A 15,154-nucleotide genomic window follows, 5' to 3' on the forward strand; every position below is an offset into this window, starting at 1 on the left:
ATGCGGACCCTAGGAGCAGGCGCGTCGGCAGCGCCGTTCGGCGACTCGCCGTCGGACCCCGCACTCGCCGGGGTGCCCGGCGGCCGGGACCTCGCCGAGGCGCTCACCTCACGCGCGGACGGTTGCGTCCTGGTTCGCGGCAACTCCGGCAGCGGGAAGTCTCTCCTGCTCGCTTCCGCGCGAAACATGTTGAGCACACGGGCAGATCGCGTGCACGCCACCGTCGATGCCGCGCTGCTCGACTCGGGACCACTGGTTCTCGACGGCGCGCACGCCCTGCCCGACGCCGAACTCGTCGCCCTGCGTCGACTCGTGCAACGGGGCAACCGCACGGTGGTCGTGGCCACCGAACCCCGACCACACCGCACGCCGCTGTGCGACCTCGTGACGGGAATGCAGGCACGCGGGCCGGTGATCGACCTCCGCCCCCTGACCCCGAGCGAGGTCGACGAACGAGCGCGGCGGCGCGGAATCGCGCTGGCGCCGGACCTCACCCGCTCGCTCCACGAGTCGACCGCGGGCGTGCTCGCCTCCATCGACGCCGGACTCGACGCGGCCGAGTCCTCGGACTGCGACGAGAACGCGATCCACGCCGCGGTGGCGTCGCATCTGCACGACGCGCTGCGACATCTCGACACGGACATGCTCGCGGCACTGTCGCTGTGCGCGTTCGGATTCGGCATGGATTCGACGGACCTGGCCACCGTCCTGCAACTGACGCCGGAGGCCGGACTGGACCTCACGGACCGGGTGCGCGCGAGTGCGTTCGTGCCCCGCGCGAACACCGCCGCGCCCGCGGTGCGGCCACTGGTCGGCGCGGCGCTGGGCGTCACACGACTGCGGGAACTCCAGGCGGGTGTGCTGACGGCGCGACTCGACGCCGGGACGCTCGACGCACAGGCCGCGCTGATGCTGGCCGAGGCCGGTCTCGAGGACCGGCGGCTCGCCCAGTTCCTGTGCACGTGCGCGGAATCGGAGAACCCCGTGCGCGCTGCCGAACTCCTGGCGGCCGCGGTCCGGGCCGGAGCCGACGCCGACTGCGTCGCCCTGCGCCGGTCCGAGGCGAGCGCGCTGGCCGGCGACCTGGACACCGCCGAAGCGCTCACCGACTCGATGATCGACCGCGCCGCCGCCCTCGAACCGGTGGAGTTGGCCTCCGCGGTGCGCATCTCGGCCGGTATCGCGGCGTACCGAGGAGCGGTCGAGCGCAGCGCCGATCTGTACGAGTGGCTCGGTCCCGAGCGGGTCGGGGCGGACGCCGCGATCGCCGCGACGGTCCTGCTCGCCGCCGGGCGCCCCGAGTCGGCCGCCGGACACCTCGCAGCGGGACGACAGGGACCGCCGACGTCCGGGGCGGCGGGTGTCGCGCTGCTCGCCGAAGGACTCAGCCAGTCGATCGCGGATTCCGGTGCGCTCGCGATGAACTCGCTCACCCGTGCGATGTCGCTGCTGAACACCAGCGCGCACGCACGCCTGCTGCCGGACAGCGCGACCGCGGTCACCGCACTACTGTGTCTGCACTCCGGCGAACTCGCGCACGCGGATTCGGTGCTTCGGCGAGCACTGGAGTCCGATCCGCCGGCGAGCATCGCCCGCACCCGGCACCTCGTGCTGTCGGCGTGGACCGCGATGATCGGGGGTGATCTCATCGCCGCCGCCTCGATCGTCGACGCGCTCCCCACCGACAGTCCGCTGCACGCCCGCGAGGCCCTGTTCGTCCACGGGTTGCGCGTGGGGCTCGCCCGCCGCAACGGGGACGTCGGTGCGCTGCAACGTGAGTGGTCCGTGGCCCAACCGGTGGTCGCCGGCTACTCGGTGGACCTGTTCAGCCTGTTGCCGCTCGGGGAACTCTGGCTGGCCGCGGTGCGCGTCGGGGACGTCCCCCGGATCGCGCACCTGATCGCGCAGGCGCAGGAACTGCTGAGCCGGCTCGGTGAACCGGCGCTGTGGGGTGCGGCGCTGCACTGGTACGGCGTGCAGGCCGCGATCCTCGGCGACAACCCGGCGCAGCTGCTGCCGCACGCTCGGGCGCTCGCCGCGGCCGCCGCGGTGAGCGCCTACTCCGCCGGGCTCGCCGCCGCCGGGCGCGTCTGGTTGCGGGTGCTCCGGGAGGAGGCGGACGCGTCGGAGGTGGAGTCCGCGGCACGGGAACTCGAGCGCATCGGACTTCCCTGGGACGGCGCACGCCTGGCCGGCGAAGCCGCGCTTCGCGTCTCGGACACCCGCGGCGCCACGACGCTGCTCCAGGTCGCTCGCTCGCTGCGGGACACGACGGCGCCGCAACCCACCGGCGAGTCCGCCGCACCCGATGCGAGCGGGGGCACACTCACCGAGCGCGAGGCGGACGTGGCCGGTCTGCTGCTCCTCGGGCTCACCCACCGCGAGATCGGCGCCCGCCTGTACATCGCGCCGAAGACCGTCGAGCACCACGTGGCGCGGATCCGACGACGGCTCGGCGCCAACTCCCGATCGGAGTTGCTGTCGATGCTGCGCGCGCTCGGCTACGGAGGCGCCGAATCGTCCGCCTCGTGAACTTCGGTCGAAATTTCCCGAGCCGTAGTCGGTACCGTGCCCTATTGTTGGTGGCCGATCCCGAAGACACCGAAGGAACTCCATGCGTACCTCGCTGGCGCCGCGCGCCGCAGTGCTGTCGTTCGCCCGCCGCGCCGCTGTCGTCGGATCGTCGACGCTGCTGCTCGCCGCACCGCTCACCGCGTCCGCGCACGCCGAGCCGACCGACCCGGTCGGGTCGTCCGGGGCAGGCGTCACGCAGCTCTCCGCGGACGAGCTGCCCGCCGATCTGGTCGAGGCGATCACCCGGGATCTGCAGATCAGCCCGCAGGAGTACCTCGACCGTGCCGCACGCGCGCAGGAACTCGGCTCGTACGCGGCGGACTTCAGGGCCGAACGTCCCGAGGAGTTCGCCGGCGCCTGGATGGGTCTCGACGGTCACCCCGTCGTCGCCGTGACGACGACGGAGGCGGCACAGGACGCGGCCCGCGACGGGTACCGCACCCACATGGCACCGGTCTCCCTCGAGGGACTCGAGCAGTCCGTCGCCGACTTCAACCGTTGGGTGTCGGACCTGCCGCGCGAGATCGCATCGCAGGTCGGGTCCGCCTCGATCGACGTCCTGAACAACCAGATCGTCGTCGACATCGCCAACAGCCCCGCCGGACGCGCACTCGACCTGCCCACGCAGATCGCGAACGTCAAGGTCCAGCTCTCGAATGTCGGGCCGGCCCCGGTGGAACGGACGCCGATGGGCGGCGACACCTACGTGACGTCGGCCAAGCCCCTGGGCGACGCGCCCCGCGACGAAATCGGAATCTGCTCCTTCGGATTCAACGGCGTCGACCGGAACGGCAATGCCGTGAACATCAGTGCGGGTCACTGCGACCCCGCGCAGGGTGCGAACGCGGGCGTGTACCTGCCGAACCGCGAGAACCTCGCCGACAGCCTCGAGGTGGGCAAGTTCGCCCGCTCCGAGATCGGCGGCAACGACACCATCGACTACTCGTTGATCCGCCTCAACGACGCGGGCCTGCGCGTCGGCCTCGACCGCCCGGTGATCCGCGGCGCCGGCGGCAGCACCCTCACCGTCACCGGCACCGCCGTCCCCGTCGTCGGAGCCCCGATCTGCAAGTCCGGGCAGACGTCGTCGTTCACCTGCGGTGTCGTGTCCGCCGACCGGGTCGAGGCACAGCTCATGACCTTCGACGGCGCCAGCCACACGGTGCGCGGATTCGCCGGGACCGCTTGCACTCTCGCGGGAGACAGCGGCGGCGCGATCGTCACGGGCACGCTGGCTCTCGGCATCACCAGCGGGTCCAACAGCAGCGACGCACCCAGTTGCGCCGAGGCCAACATGGTTCTCGCGTTCGACGGTGGAACCTCCAACCTGGGCATTCCGATCCGCACCATCCTGGGCGCCGCCGACGCGTCCTCCGGCGGGGGTCTGGGCGCCGGTCTTTCCGTGCGCACCGGCGCCGCCGGCGCCTGACGATTCGTTCACGCGGATTTACGCATAACGGGTGGGCTTCGGGGTACCGAACCCATATAGTCAAATGCGACTCGGGGCACCCGCGTAGCCGGGTGCTCCTCTCTGCGCGCCTCGGGGTCCATGGGCGCAGGGCGGACAATAGAAAGGCCCTCATGCGAAGCTCGCTCGCACGTCGTGCCGCGGTGTTCGGCTCTACCGCGCTCCTGTTCCTCGGCCCTCTGACAGCCGTCGCACAGGCCGAGCCCGCCGAATCGCCCGCAGTGTCCGAGTCGGGTGTCTCCGACCAGGCGGCGCACCTGCCGATCGAGCTCGTCGAGGCGTTGCAACGGGACCTGAAGCTCTCGCCGGACCAGTACCTGGAACGGTCGGAGCTGGGCCAGAAGCTGGCGGAGTTCGCGGAGATCGCGCGCGTCCAGTTCCCCGACGCGTTCGCCGGGGCGTGGATCGACCAGTCCGGGACGCCGATCGTCGGGCTCGCCGGGCACGACCGCGACGCCGCCCGCGCCGCCGTCGAGCAGGCCGGGTTCACGAGCAAGGACGTCGAGCGGAGCCAGAACCAACTCGAGTCCGCCCGCACCGCGCTGACCGACTGGATCGGCACCCTGCCCCCGGAGATCGGCAAGCTCGTTCGCGGTGTCGCCATCGACATCACCACCAACAACGTGATCCTGCGGGCCGACGACACCGCCGGTGACCTGTTCGACCTGCTGCCGCCGTTCCTCCAGGGGGCCGCGCGCCTCGTGCTCGGCCCCGCCCTCGCGCCGTTGCAGCCCGTTGCCCAGGGTCCCGAGTCCGCCTACTACGCGGCCGACGCCTTCCTCGGCGGCGACCCGTACGCCGCAGTCGGTGGAGGTATGGGCCTGCGCTGCTCGCTCGGGTTCAACGCGACCGACGGCAACGGTGCACCGGTCAACATCAGCGCCGGCCACTGCGACCCCAACCGGACGTTCGCCGGCACCGAGAACGCGTCCAAGGCGTACGCCATGGTGGGCGAGGTGTCCGGACCGATGATCGGCACCTTCGAGAAGACCAGCCTCGACGGGTACGACTACTCGATCATCCGGCCGACGTCCGACTCGGCCCCGCGCTTCGCGAACAACGGCATCCGGGTTCCGGGCGCCGCACCGCTCGGCATCACCGGCACCGCCGACCCCGTCGTCGGCGCACCGGTGTGCAAGGCCGGCAACACCTCGGGCTTCAACTGCGGCGTCGTGACCGCCACCAACCAGACCGTTCCCGTCGGACAGCGGGTGCTCACCGACGGATTCGCCACCAACCTGTGCGCACTGCAGGGCGACAGCGGCGGCACCATCGTCACCGGCACGCTCGCCCTCGGCATCTCGAGCGCATCGAACGTCGGCGACTTCGGCATGTGCCAGGTCGCGGACTTCGTCGGATCCGTCACGGGCAGCACCCCGGAACTGTTCGCCACCCCGATCAACACGATCCTGCGGCAGAACCCCGGACTGGCGCTCAGGACGTCCTGACCCACCCGATACGGAGAACGGGCCCGCTTCCTCGAGGAAGCGGGCCCGTTCTGCGTTCGAATACCGTCAACTCACCCAGCGGCGGGCGCCGGCGCGGCCGGTGCGGCGTTGAGCGTCTGGTACACCTGCCACCCGTTGTAGGCGAGGACCGGGACGCCGGCGACGATCGTGCCGATCATGCCGCCGACAGGTGCGGCGGCGGCCGCACCACCGAGACAGGTAAGGACGCTCGCCGGAATACCGACACCGGTCAACGCGAGCGGTGTGCCACCAATCGCGCATCCAGCGACCGCACCGACGAGCGTGCCGACGATACTGCCAACGGTGACGGCGGTGTCGACGCCGTCGCCCAGCTTCTCGAATACCGCGAGATTCTCCCCCAGGACGGCCAGGTTCGTCGGATCGAAGGGTTGCGCCACGTCCGCCGGCGTCGCCTTGGCCGGATCGGTCTCGGGCGTCAACGTCAACGTGCGTCCCTCGACGAGCGGAGCGATCGAGAACTCCTGGTCGCCGATCCGATATGACAGCGGCAGCGCCTGCAACACCGTGCCGGCCGCGTTCCGGATCTCGACGGACTTGCCGTCCGAGGTGACCCGGAATCCACCGGCGTCGAGGACCGTGACAACCGAGCGTCCGTCGATGTGCGCCGCGTAACCGACCGCCTCGGGCGCGGGTGCCGGATCCGCGTACGCGGTACCGGCCCCTATCCCCATCGCGGCGATCACCAGCGCGGACGTAGCGGCGAATTTCGTCAGCTTCATAGGGCTGTCATTCCGTTCTGTGACTGCCACGAATGGCCCCCCGACCGAATGTTGTCCGAACGATCCGAAGCGCCGAGGGTTCCCCCACCTGCACGAACGATCTCGGCGAAGCTCCGATCCGCGGCGAAGCATAACCCAGCAGAACTCGAAATCGTCACCAATTCATTTCGAGCAATTTATGGACGAATGTCCAAGTTATTCATGGACGAATGTCCAAGTTTCGGAGAAATCCGCGCCGCCCGGGCCGGGTTAGGCCTACCTACGCGACAGGGGTCACACGGGCACCACATACCGTTAACTGAATACGACCGACTTGCGAGGGTCAGCCCTCCCTCGCGCCCACGCAGCGAAGCCTCTCGCGTCGCCCACCGCGCCGCACCTGAGAGCCGAAGATGCAGGAAACGAAGCTTCGCGCTATGTTACCGATTAGTAGAAGTAGCAAGTTACCAGCGGGTAACTTGTGAGCGGTTAGGATCTGTGGGCTGACCCACAGGCGGCACGCGTGCTGCCCCGAAACGAAAGGCTTCGACATGAATGCCCTGACGATTACGTTGGGCACCGTCGGCGTACTGCTGAGCCTCGTCTGTTGGGCCTCGTTCCTCAGCGGAGCCTGGCGGATGGCGAAGACCGTGCAGATCGGGCAGTCCGCGCCCGACCGCTGGCGCCCGTTCTTCCCGCGCTTCAAGCAGATGATCGTCGAGTTCATCGCGCACACCCGGATGCAGAAGTTCCGCACCGTCGGTTGGGCGCACTGGCTCGTCATGATCGGCTTCCTCGGCGGCGCGCTGCTGTGGTTCGAGGCCTACGGCCAGACGTTCGACCCCACATTCCACTGGCCGCTGTTCGGTAACACGTGGGTCTGGCACCTGTGGGACGAGATCCTGGGCATCGGCACCGTGGTCGGCATCCTGACGCTGATCGTGATCCGTCAGCTCAACCACCCCCGCATCCCCGAGCGGCTGTCCCGCTTCGGGGGCTCCCGCTTCGGCGCCGCCTACTTCGTCGAGGTCGTGGTCCTGATCGAGGGCCTGGGCATGATCATGGTGAAGGCCGGCCGCATCGCGATGACCGGTCACTCCAACCCGTGGACCGACTTCTTCACGATGCGCGTCGCCGAGCTGCTGCCGTCGAGCGCCGTCATGGTCTCGTGCTTCGCGTTCGTCAAGCTGATGTCCGGCATGATCTGGCTGTTCGTGGTCGGCCGCAACATCACGTGGGGTGTCGCGTGGCACCGCTTCTCGGCGTTCCCGAACATCTACTTCAAGCGTGAGGACGACGGCGGCGTCGCCCTGGGTGCCGCCAAGCCGATGATGTCGAAGGGCCGCGCCCTCGACATGGAGAACGTCGACCCCGACACCGACACGCTCGGTGCCGGCCGGATCGAGGACTTCTCGTGGAAGGGCTGGCTCGACTTCACCACGTGTACCGAGTGTGGCCGCTGCCAGTCGCAGTGCCCCGCCTGGAACACCGGCAAGCCGCTGTCGCCGAAGCTGCTCATCATGTCGCTGCGCGACCACGGCTACGCCAAGGCCCCCTACCTGCTGGCCGGTGGCCGCAAGGACATGGGCGGCGACGAGGTCGGCCTGGTCGACGCCGAGGGCAACGTCCTCGAGAACAAGCTCGCCGCGATTCCGGAGGCCGCCCGCGCCGAGGCCGAGCGTCCGCTGATCGGCGAGTCGGTCGAGGGTGAACTCGGCGGCATCATCGATCCCGAGACGCTGTGGTCGTGCACCACCTGTGGCGCGTGCGTCGAGCAGTGCCCGGTCGACATCGAGCACGTCGACCACATCATCGACATGCGCCGCTACCAGGTGCTGATCGAGTCGGAGTTCCCGTCCGAGCTCGCGGGTCTGTTCAAGAACCTCGAGAACAAGGGCAACCCCTGGGGCCAGAACTCCAAGGACCGGCTCAACTGGATCAACGAGATGGACTTCGAGATCCCGGTCTACGGCCAGGACGCGGATTCCTTCGAGGACTACGAGTACCTGTTCTGGGTCGGCTGCGCCGGCGCCTACGAGGACCGCGCGAAGAAGACCACCAAGGCCGTCGCCGAGCTGCTCGCGACCGCGGGTGTGAAGTTCATGGTCCTCGGCGCCGAGGAGACCTGCACCGGCGACTCGGCTCGCCGCGCGGGCAACGAGTTCCTGTTCCAGCAGCTCGCGATGCAGAACATCGAGCTGCTCAACACAGTGTTCGACGGCACCCCGGACAACAAGCGCAAGATCGTCGTCACGTGTGCGCACTGCTTCAACGCCCTGGGCAACGAGTACCCGCAGGTCGGCGGCGTCTACGAGGTCGTCCACCACACGCAGCTGCTCAACCGCCTGGTCCGGGCCAAGAAGCTGGTCCCGGTCGCCAAGCTGAACGAGGACGTCACCTACCACGACCCGTGCTACCTGGGCCGTCACAACAAGGTGTACGACGCGCCGCGTGAGCTGATGGAGGCGTCGGGCGCCAAGCTCAACGAGATGCCTCGTCACGGCGAGCGGTCCATGTGCTGTGGTGCCGGTGGCGCCCGCATGTGGATGGAGGAACAGCTCGGCAAGCGCATCAACATCGATCGCGTCGACGAGGCCCTCACCACGTCGCCGAAGAAGATCGCGACCGGCTGCCCGTTCTGCCGCGTCATGCTCACCGACGGCGTCACCGCACGCCAGGAGCAGGGCCAGGGCGAGGGTGTCGAGGTCGTCGACGTCGCGCAGATGATGCTCGAAACCGTCACGCGTCTCGATCCCGCGCAGCTGACCGCGAACCTCAAGGTCGAGCCGCGCGAGAAGGCTCCGGTCGCCTCGGCACCGGCCGCCGAGGCTGCCGCTCCGGTCGCGGAGGCCCCGGTCGCTGAAGCGGCTCCGGCTGCCGAGGCCGCCCCTGCTGCTGCAGCGGCACCGGCCGCCGGCAAGGGCCTGCAGATGAAGGGCCTGGCGAAGGCTCCCGGCGCGAAGGCTCCGGGCGGCAAGGGTCTGCAGATGAAGGGCGCCGCCAAGGCTCCGGGAGCCAAGGCCGAGGCCGCCGCACCGGCCGCCGAGGCTGCTCCCGCTGCCGAGGCACCGGCCGCTCCGGTCGCCAAGCCCGGCGGACTGGGCATGAAGGGCGGGGCCAAGGCACCCGGTGGCAAGGGCCTGCAGATGAAGGGCGCCGCGAAGGCTCCCGGCGCGAAGGCGGCCGCTCCGGCACCCGCCGCCGCCCCGGCCGCCGAGGCACCCGCTGCCGAGGCTCCGGCTGCGCCCGCGGCACCTGCCGCCAAGCCCGGCGGACTCGCCATGAAGGGCGGGGCCAAGGCACCCGGCGGCAAGGGCCTGCAGATGAAGGGTGGGGCGAAGGCTCCCGGCGCGAAGGCCGCTGCACCGGCACCGGCCGCCGAGGCACCCGCAGCCGCGCCTGCTGCTCCGGCGGCAGAGGCTCCGGCGGCACCCGCCGCCGAGGCCAAGCCGGCACCGCAGGCCAAGCCGGGCGCACTGGGCTTCAAGTCGGGCGCGAAGGCACCGGGCGCCCGCAAGGCCGCCCCGGCCGCCTCTGCTCCGGCACCAGCTGCCCCGGCTGCCGAGCCCGTCGCAGAGCCCGAGCAGCCTGCCGCACCGCAGGCCGAGGCCGCACCGGCCGAGGCTCCGGCGCCGAAGCAGGAGGCGTCGACGCCGCCTCCGCCGCAGGCCAAGCCCGGCGCGCTGGGCTTCAAGGCCGGCGCCAAGGCCCCCGGCCGCAAGAAGTAGTTCGACCCGACTGCGCCCCCACCGATAGCGGTGGGGGCGCAGTCGTATGCGCACGCCTCTCGACGCCACACACGATTTCTCCGCATCACACACGAATTCGCTATGGAGAACGTGTGTGAGCTCGAGAGAACCTGTGTGTTCTCGAACCATCCACAGGTCCGAGGTTGTCCCCAGCCCAGCCTTCGGACCGGCACGAACGACGTCCGTCTCGCGGGGAGGACGGCACGATGCCGGATGTGGACTCACACATCATCCGACGCGCCGAGGCGCTGCGACGCGGGGCCGCAGACCATCAACTGCAGCGGCAGTGCCGGACCGGGGCCTGGCGGCGGCTCAGGCCCGGGCGATACGCCCCGCGGGCCGAGTTCGACGCGTTGGACGCCCGCGAACGGCACCGACTCCGGGCGGTGGAAACCCTGCGGGCCGCAGCCTCGGATGCGGTGTTCAGCCACCAGTCCGCGGCCGTCCTCCACGGGCTGGACCTGTGGAACACCCCGCTCGCCGTCGCGCACCTGACCCGCAGCCGTCCGACCGGCGGCCGACGCACCCGGCACCGCCACGTCCACTCCGCGACGCTGCGGCCCGACGAGATCACCGAGGTCGACGGGCTCGCCGTGACGACCGTGGCGCGGACGGTGGCAGATCTGGCGCGGACGCTGCCGTTCGAACAGGCCGTCGTCGTCGGTGATCACGCGCTGCATGCGAGCGGACTGACAGCCGACGACTTGGCTGCCGTCGCGGACACGATCGCGCCGCATGTGGGGCGGCGCCGCGTCCACCGCGTCCTCGACCAACTCGACGGCCGCTCCGAGAGCGTCGGCGAATCACGCAGCCGGGTCTTGATGGTGCGAGAACAGCTGCCTGTTCCGAACTGCCAGTCGAACCTCTACGGCGCCGACGGCAATCACCTGGGACGAGTGGACTTCCTGTTCGAGGAGTTCGGTGTCGTGGGCGAGTTCGACGGGCGCGGCAAGTACGGCCGCCTCGTCCCCGACGGGCAGGTCCCGGCGGACGTGGTGTGGGCGGAAAAGAAGCGCGAGGACGCGATCCGGGCCACGGGCCGGCAGGTGGTGCGGTGGAGCTGGGACGAACTCGAAACCCCGTACGTGATCGTTCGGCGAATCCGCGACGCGTTCGAGCGGGCGCGGCTCTCTACCCAACCGCGTGGATACGTCGAGCACACGCCGCAGGCGTGACCGTCACTCCCGACCCGAGGAGATCCATTCCGGTCCGTTGAAGGTCAGGTTGCGCCCGCCGGTGACCAGGTCTGCGACGCGGTCGAGCCGCGCGAGTTGGGACGCCGACAGTTCCAGCGACGACGCCGCCGCGTTCTCGTCGACGCGTGCGCTGCGCCGAGTTCCCGGGATCGGCGCGACCGGCAGGCCCAGGCGCGTGCCCTGTGCCAGCAGCCAGGCCAGGGCTACCTGTGCCGGGGTGGCCCCGACCTCCCCGGCCACCGCGCGGACGTGTTCCACGACGACCTGGTTCGCGTCGAAGTGCCGATCGAACCGGTCCTGGCCCTGGAGCATCGAGCCCGACACCGCTTCCCGGGAGAGTGTTCCGGTCAGGAACCCGCGACCGAGCGGCGAGTACGGGACGAATCCCGCACCGACGTCGAGCGCCGCGGGCACGACGCGCCGCTCGACGTCACGCGACCAGAGACTCCACTCGCTCTGGACGGCGCTGATCGGATGCACCGCGGCGGCCGCCCTGAGCTCGTCACCGGTCACCTCCGACAGCCCGAGGTGCCGCACCTTGCCCTCGCGGACCAACTCGGCCATCGCCGCGACCGTCTCCTCGATCGGGCGGCCGATCTCCCGCCGGTGCATGTAGTAGAGGTCGATCACGTCGGTCCCCAGTCGCCGCAGCGACGCCTCGCAAGCCGACCGGACGTAGTCCCGGTCGCCGCGGGTCGGTGTGCCGCCGCCTGCGCCGATCGCGCCGGTGATGCCGAACTTTGTGGCCAGCTGCACCTCGCCGCGTCGTGTGCGCAGCACCTGCGCGAGGAGTTCCTCGTTGGTGCCGGCGGGCCCGACGGTGCCCGGCCGCGGCGTGCCGTAGACGTCGGCGGTGTCGATGAAGGTGACGCCCACGTCGATCGCATGGTGCAGGGTCCGCTCCGCCTCGGCCGGGTCGGTGTGGCCGTAGACGTGACTCAGGGCCATGCCGCCCAGTCCGATTCGGCTCACTCGCATTCCGTGTCCGAGTTCGATGGTCGGTACCGTCATGTCAGTTCCCCTCCGTCTGCCGTTGCCTCAGCCGGGTCGTGGCGTCGACGATCGGTCTGTTCTCACAATCGAGTCCGCGTTCGACGAGGTCGCGGTAGTGCTCGATCTTGGCGTCGAGCGCGCCGAGATCCTGACGCAGTTGGGCCAGTTGGCCGAGCACCCGTTCGCGGTGCGCGCGCAGCATGGTCATCCGCCGCCCATGGCTCGCGGCCCCCTCGTCGTACATCGCGAGGAAGGACCGGATCTCGGCAACGGGCATCCCGGTGCGACGTAGTCGGACGATCAGTTCGATCGTGCGCACGGCGGCGTCGTCGTAGATTCGGCGCCCGTCACTGCCGCGCTCGACACGCGGGATGAGCCCCTCCCGTTCGTACCAGCGCAGTGTGTCCTGTGTCAGGCCCGTCGCCTCGGACACCTCCGCGATTCCCAGCGCTGCTGTCATGGGTCCCGACGGTAGGCGTTGGAGCGCACTCCAACGCAACTGCTAGGGCCGCCACAGCTCCAGCTGCGGCACGCCGGGCGTCTCGAACCCCATGACCTGCCCGTAGAACGACAGTTCCGCCTCGCGGGCGCTGACGATCGTCTCGACGCGGCGGAATCCGTGGGCCTCGCCCTGGTACGCGAGGTAGGCGTGCGGGATCCGCTTCCGCACGAGCGCGGCGCGGAACCGCTCCGCCTGCGACGGCGGGACGATCGGGTCGGACAGCCCCTGGAGCAGCAGCACCGGGCAGGAGAGGCCGTCGACGTTGTTCACCGGCGCCCGCCGGGCGTACAGGTCGGCGGCCGCGGGCAGTGGACCGATCAGCCCGTCGATGTACCGGGACTCGAAATCGTGGGTCTCCTTGACGAACTCGACCAGTTCGGCCACGCCGTAGTACGAGACGCCGCACGCGAACACGTCCGACGTCGTCAGCGCGGACAGCACGGTCCAGCCGCCGGCCGAACCTCCCTCGATCGCGAGACGATCGGGGTCGGCGAGACCGGCGTCGGCGAGACCACGCACGGCGGCGACGGTGTCCTCGACGTCGACGATCCCCCACTGTCCGCGCAGCCGGTTGCGGTACTCGCGGCCGTACCCGCTCGAGCCGCCGTAGTTGACGTCGACGACGCCGATGCCGCGGCTCGTGAAGTACGCGTACACGAGGTGCACCGCGGGTGCGACGTGCGCGGTCGGCCCGCCGTGCACGAATGCGACGTACGGCGGGAGTTCTCCCTCGGGCGCGGTGAAGTTCGGGTTGCGGGGCGGGTAGACGATCGCGTGGACCTCGCGCTCGGGACCGTCGAAGGTGAGGGCCTGCGCCTCGGGGAGGTACGCGACGTCGGGCAGGCCGTCGACCGCCAGTCGCACTTCGGTGAGCCGCCCGGTGTCGAGATCGAGCATCCGCAGCCCGGACGCGACGCGAGCGCCGCCGCAGCGCAACAGGATCCGACGGCCGTCCACGTCACAGATCTGCACGGACGAGAGGCCCTCGAGTTCGACGTCGCGCAGTGCGCCGGTGCGCGGGTCGAGGACCGCCAGGGTGTCGGTACCGACGGTCCGGGTGGTCAGCAGGGTGCCGTCGTCGAGGGCCGTGTACCAGCGGGCGCCGAGTTGCCACAGCGGGGCACCGAAGTCGGCGCCCCGCGGGCAGATCGGTTCCACCACACCGTCGTCCACCGAGACGCGGCAGAGGTTCCACCACCCGCTGCGGTCGGTGATCACGTGCAGTGTCGATGCGTCGACCCATTCGGGTTGGAGCACCGACTCGTCGGGAGCACCGAGTAACGTCTCCAGGACGCCGGTCGCGAGATCGAGGACACGCAGTTCGGTTCCGTCCCAGGGCATCTGCGGGTGGTTCCACGCGATCCACGCGAGCCGGCCGCCGTCCGGCGAGAGCCGCGGGTAGGCCAGGAAGTCGGAGCCGCCGACCACCGAGCGGATCGCGGACGGGTCGTCGGCGCCCGAACCGTCGAGCGGGACCACGCAGATGTCCCGGGTCACCTCGTCACCCGCGTGACGCTCGCGGACACACCACACGTCCCGCCCCACGACGAGGAGGTCGGCGTACCGAATCGCGGCCGCTGTCAACGGGATCGGCGTCAGCGGGACGGGTGCGACGTCGACGGACGCGTCGAACCGGTACAGCCGCTGGTCGCTGAACTCCGCGAACACCAGGATCGAGTCGTCGGTCACCGTCCACGCACCGCCGCCGTACTCGTGGACGCGGGTGCGCGCGTTCCACGGCAGCGGCAGGACGTCGACGGGTTCGCCGTCGGCGCCGAGGCGCCGGATCGCGGTCCGCCCGCCCTCGGTGGGACGCTGCTCCGACCACCAGGCCCGACCGTCGACGAAGCGTGCCCCCTCCACCGGATGCCCACTCGCGGCGAGGTGCGTGGCGGTGATCGGCGAGATCCACGACCCGTAGGGCGCGACGGCCGGCGCAGCGTTCGTCATGCAGGACACCCTAGCCAGGGACCCCGGTCGTCGACGTACTGTTTCCCCATGCCCGCGCGCGTGCCGCAGCGATTCGCCGACGCCCCCGTCGCGCGGATGGCGACGACGTCGGCGGACGGCGATCCGCACCTGGTCCCGGTGGTCTTCGCGGTCGTCGACGACACGATCTACACCGCGGTCGACGACAAGCCCAAGACCACCCGGCGCCTGAGGCGTCTCGCGAACATCGCGGCGACGGGCCGCGTGAGCCTGCTCGTCGACCACTACGACGACGACTGGACGCGACTGTGGTGGGTGCGGGTCGACGGGTCGGCGCAGGTGATCGCCGCCGAGGGCGAGGAGGGTCGCCGCGCGATCGATGCGCTGGTCGCGAAGTATCCGCAGTACCGGTCGATGCGCCCGGCCGGCCCCGTGGTCGCCGTGCGCGACCTTCGGTGCCGGTCGTGGGCGGCCGCCTGAGCCGCGCGACGCCCGTCACACCGATCACCGCCGGCGCGGCGACACCCCCGCCGCCGAGGGCAACCGAATCGGCGC

At 70.5% G+C, this 15,154-nt stretch carries 10 protein-coding genes; 6 read left to right on the forward strand and 4 right to left on the reverse strand.

Annotation, left to right across the window (positions count from 1 at the left end):
* The 3 genes from EGT67_RS10915 to EGT67_RS10925 all read left to right on the forward strand — a co-directional run bounded on the left by EGT67_RS10915 (position 1) and on the right by EGT67_RS10925 (position 5,490).
* A complete protein-coding gene (locus EGT67_RS10915) occupies positions 1-2,532 on the forward strand; it encodes a LuxR C-terminal-related transcriptional regulator (RefSeq protein ID WP_127916105.1) in 2,532 nt (843 codons plus the stop codon).
* Positions 2,533-2,614: 82 nt separating this feature from the next.
* Positions 2,615-4,003, forward strand: a complete 1,389-nt coding sequence (locus EGT67_RS10920; protein WP_127916106.1) for a S1 family peptidase — start codon at positions 2,615-2,617, stop codon at positions 4,001-4,003.
* A 152-nt stretch (positions 4,004-4,155) separates the two neighbouring features.
* Entirely contained in the window at positions 4,156-5,490 is a 1,335-nt protein-coding gene (locus tag EGT67_RS10925; protein WP_127916107.1) for a S1 family peptidase, read from the forward strand.
* 71 nt (positions 5,491-5,561) lie between these two features.
* On the opposite strand, the gene EGT67_RS10930 is transcribed toward EGT67_RS10925, so the two are convergent.
* Positions 5,562-6,251 carry a DUF8020 domain-containing protein gene (locus EGT67_RS10930; RefSeq protein WP_127916108.1) on the reverse strand — a complete coding sequence of 230 codons (690 nt, stop codon included), beginning with the start codon at positions 6,249-6,251 and terminating at the stop codon, positions 5,562-5,564.
* 530 nt (positions 6,252-6,781) lie between these two features.
* On the opposite strand from EGT67_RS10930, the gene EGT67_RS10935 reads away from it, so the two are divergent.
* Together EGT67_RS10935 and EGT67_RS10940 are read left to right on the forward strand one after the other, a co-directional pair.
* On the forward strand, positions 6,782-9,958 hold the full coding sequence (locus EGT67_RS10935) for a (Fe-S)-binding protein (RefSeq protein ID WP_127916109.1): 3,177 nt from the start codon (positions 6,782-6,784) through the stop codon (positions 9,956-9,958).
* A 236-nt stretch (positions 9,959-10,194) separates the two neighbouring features.
* Complete coding sequence (locus EGT67_RS10940) at positions 10,195-11,154, forward strand: type IV toxin-antitoxin system AbiEi family antitoxin domain-containing protein (protein ID WP_421958116.1); 960 nt, start codon at positions 10,195-10,197, stop codon at positions 11,152-11,154.
* A gap of 3 nt (positions 11,155-11,157) precedes the next feature.
* Here the strand turns inward: EGT67_RS10940 and EGT67_RS10945 are convergent, their stop codons facing one another.
* Genes EGT67_RS10945 through EGT67_RS10955 form a run of 3 tightly spaced genes read right to left on the reverse strand, consistent with a single transcriptional unit; the run spans position 11,158 to position 14,620 of the window.
* Positions 11,158-12,186 carry an aldo/keto reductase gene (locus EGT67_RS10945; protein ID WP_127916111.1) on the reverse strand — a complete coding sequence of 343 codons (1,029 nt, stop codon included), beginning with the start codon at positions 12,184-12,186 and terminating at the stop codon, positions 11,158-11,160.
* Position 12,187: 1 nt separating this feature from the next.
* Complete coding sequence (locus EGT67_RS10950; protein ID WP_127916112.1) at positions 12,188-12,628, reverse strand: MerR family transcriptional regulator; 441 nt, start codon at positions 12,626-12,628, stop codon at positions 12,188-12,190.
* Positions 12,629-12,670: 42 nt separating this feature from the next.
* A complete protein-coding gene (locus EGT67_RS10955) occupies positions 12,671-14,620 on the reverse strand; it encodes a prolyl oligopeptidase family serine peptidase (RefSeq protein ID WP_127916113.1) in 1,950 nt (649 codons plus the stop codon).
* A gap of 48 nt (positions 14,621-14,668) precedes the next feature.
* Here EGT67_RS10955 and EGT67_RS10960 point away from each other — a divergent pair, with 48 nt between their 5' ends.
* Entirely contained in the window at positions 14,669-15,079 is a 411-nt protein-coding gene (locus EGT67_RS10960) for a TIGR03668 family PPOX class F420-dependent oxidoreductase (RefSeq protein WP_127916114.1), read from the forward strand.
* Positions 15,080-15,154 lie beyond the last annotated feature (75 nt).

This window comes from Prescottella agglutinans (assembly GCF_004011865.1).
Taxonomy (GTDB): Bacteria; Actinomycetota; Actinomycetes; order Mycobacteriales; family Mycobacteriaceae; genus Prescottella; species Prescottella agglutinans.

Excerpts from the sequence above, each read along its gene's own strand:
- EGT67_RS10915 (WP_127916105.1), top strand. The coding sequence starts at position 1 with ATGCGGACCCTAGGAGCAGGCGCGTCGGCAGCGCCGTTCGGCGACTCG.
- EGT67_RS10920 (WP_127916106.1), top strand. The coding sequence starts at position 2,615 with ATGCGTACCTCGCTGGCGCCGCGCGCCGCAGTGCTGTCGTTCGCCCGC.
- EGT67_RS10925 (WP_127916107.1), top strand. The coding sequence starts at position 4,156 with ATGCGAAGCTCGCTCGCACGTCGTGCCGCGGTGTTCGGCTCTACCGCG.
- EGT67_RS10930 (WP_127916108.1), bottom strand. The coding sequence starts at position 6,251 with ATGAAGCTGACGAAATTCGCCGCTACGTCCGCGCTGGTGATCGCCGCG.
- EGT67_RS10935 (WP_127916109.1), top strand. The coding sequence starts at position 6,782 with ATGAATGCCCTGACGATTACGTTGGGCACCGTCGGCGTACTGCTGAGC.
- EGT67_RS10945 (WP_127916111.1), bottom strand. The coding sequence starts at position 12,186 with ATGACGGTACCGACCATCGAACTCGGACACGGAATGCGAGTGAGCCGA.
- EGT67_RS10950 (WP_127916112.1), bottom strand. The coding sequence starts at position 12,628 with ATGACAGCAGCGCTGGGAATCGCGGAGGTGTCCGAGGCGACGGGCCTG.
- EGT67_RS10955 (WP_127916113.1), bottom strand. The coding sequence starts at position 14,620 with ATGACGAACGCTGCGCCGGCCGTCGCGCCCTACGGGTCGTGGATCTCG.
- EGT67_RS10960 (WP_127916114.1), top strand. The coding sequence starts at position 14,669 with ATGCCCGCGCGCGTGCCGCAGCGATTCGCCGACGCCCCCGTCGCGCGG.